The organism is Halorubrum sp. SD612 (assembly GCF_002135005.1).
In genome coordinates, this window is sequence record NZ_NEWI01000316.1 from 1 (window position 1) to 1,835 (window position 1,835).

The window sequence follows — 1,835 nt, forward strand, 5'->3', positions numbered from 1 at the left end:
GCGATCGGCGCGAGCAGCCGGATCACCTCGTCGAGGACCGTCGCGAGCGTGGCGTACGCGCCGCGCTTCGAGGGGGAGTCGGTCTCCTCCCACATGCGGTCGCGGACGGCCTTCACGTAGAACCGCGAGACGTCCTGCGTGACGAACTCGATGACGGCGTTGACGGCGTCGCTGACGCGGTAGTCGTCCCACGCGTCGGCGACCTCCGTCTCCACGGACTGGAGCCGGGAGAGCACCCACTCGTCGACGAGTTCGAGGTCGCCGTCCGAGAGGTCGGCGTCGGCCGGGTCGTAGCCGTCGAGCTCCATGTACTCGAGGGGGAACCGGAACACGTTCCAGAGGATGTTGAGCTTGCCCTGGATCTCGCCGAGCCCGTCCCACTCGAACGCGAGGTCGACGCCCTGCTGGTCGTGGCTGAGCAGGTAGGTGCGGAGCGGGTCGCGGCCGGCGCGCTCGATGGCCTCCTCCGGCGTGACGATGTTGCCGACCGACTTCGACATCTTTCGGCCGTCCTCGTCGTTGGCGAAGCCGTGCATCAGCACCTCCTCGTAGGGGATCTGATCGACCGCGGCCGTCCCCATACCGAGCTGCGACCAGAACCAGCCGCGGGTCTGGTCGTGCGCCTCGATGATGAGGTCGGCGGGCCACAGCTCCTCGTGGGCGGTCTCGTCGCTCGGGTAGCCGAGCGTGCCCCACGAGGCGACCGAGGAGTCGAGCCACACGTCGAACACGTCTTCGACGCGGCGGTAGGTCGTCCCGTCCTCGACGATCGTGAGGCCGTCGACGGCGGGGCGGTGGAGGTCGATCGAGTCGGGATCGATATCCTCCTCGACGCGGTCGGCGAGCTCCTCGCGGGTGCCGACCACGATCATGTCCTCGTCGAGGTTCCCCGGCTCGGCGTCCTCCGGGACCCAGATCGGGATCGGGACGCCCCAGTAGCGCTGGCGCGAGACGTTCCAGTCGGGCGCGTCCTCGATGAAGTCGCGGAACCGGTTGTCCCGGGCCCAGTCGGGGTGCCACTCCGACTCCTCCATGTTGTCGAGGAGGTCGTCTTTCACGTCCGTGATCGAGATGAACCACTGGTCGGTGACCAGCTGGATGATCCCGGTGTCACAGCGCCAGCAGTGGCCGTAGCTGTGGTCGACGGTGCCGTGCGCGAGCATGTGGCCGTCGGCGACGAGGTCCTCGATGATGTCGTCGTTCGCGTCGCGCACGAACTGGCCGGCGTACTCGCCCGCCGCCGCCTCGAACTCGCCGTTCGGACCGACAGGACAGTGGATGTCGAGCCCGAGTTCGGTGCCGCGGTGGAAGTCCTCTTCACCGTGGCCCGGCGCGGAGTGGACCAGGCCGGTGCGGTCGGCCTCCACGTAGTCGGCCGCGTACACCTGTCCGGCGCCCTCGAACTCGGGGTAGTCGGGGACGTGGTCGGCGAGCGGGTGGTCGTACGCCCAGCCGACGAGTTCGTCGCCGGTCAGCTCCGCCTCGACCGCGTACTCCTCGTAGCGGCCCTCCCCGAGCACATCCTCGACGCACTCGGCGGCGACGTAGAGGAGCTCCTCCTCGCCGTCCTTCTCCGCGCGGACCGCGTTGTAGGTGAGGTCCTCGTCGACGGCGACGAAGGTGTTCGCGGGGATGGTCCACGGCGTCGTCGTCCAGATGACGAGGCTCCCCTCGCGGTCGGCGAGCGGGAACTTCACGTAGATGGAGGGGTCCTCGACGTCCTCGTACTCGACCTCGTTGTTGGCGAGCCCGGTCTCGCAGCGCGGGCACTGCGAGATGGACCGCTTCCCCTGCTCGACGAGCCCGTTGTCGGCGACCTCGGAGAACGCCCACCA

1 protein-coding gene is annotated in these 1,835 nt (G+C 68.8%); it reads right to left on the minus strand.

Translation table 11 applies throughout. The annotated features are described in order from the left end of the window. Positions 1-1,835: isoleucine--tRNA ligase (locus tag B9G38_RS16850; RefSeq protein ID WP_143415607.1), on the minus strand; the 1,835-nt coding region annotated here is incomplete at both ends.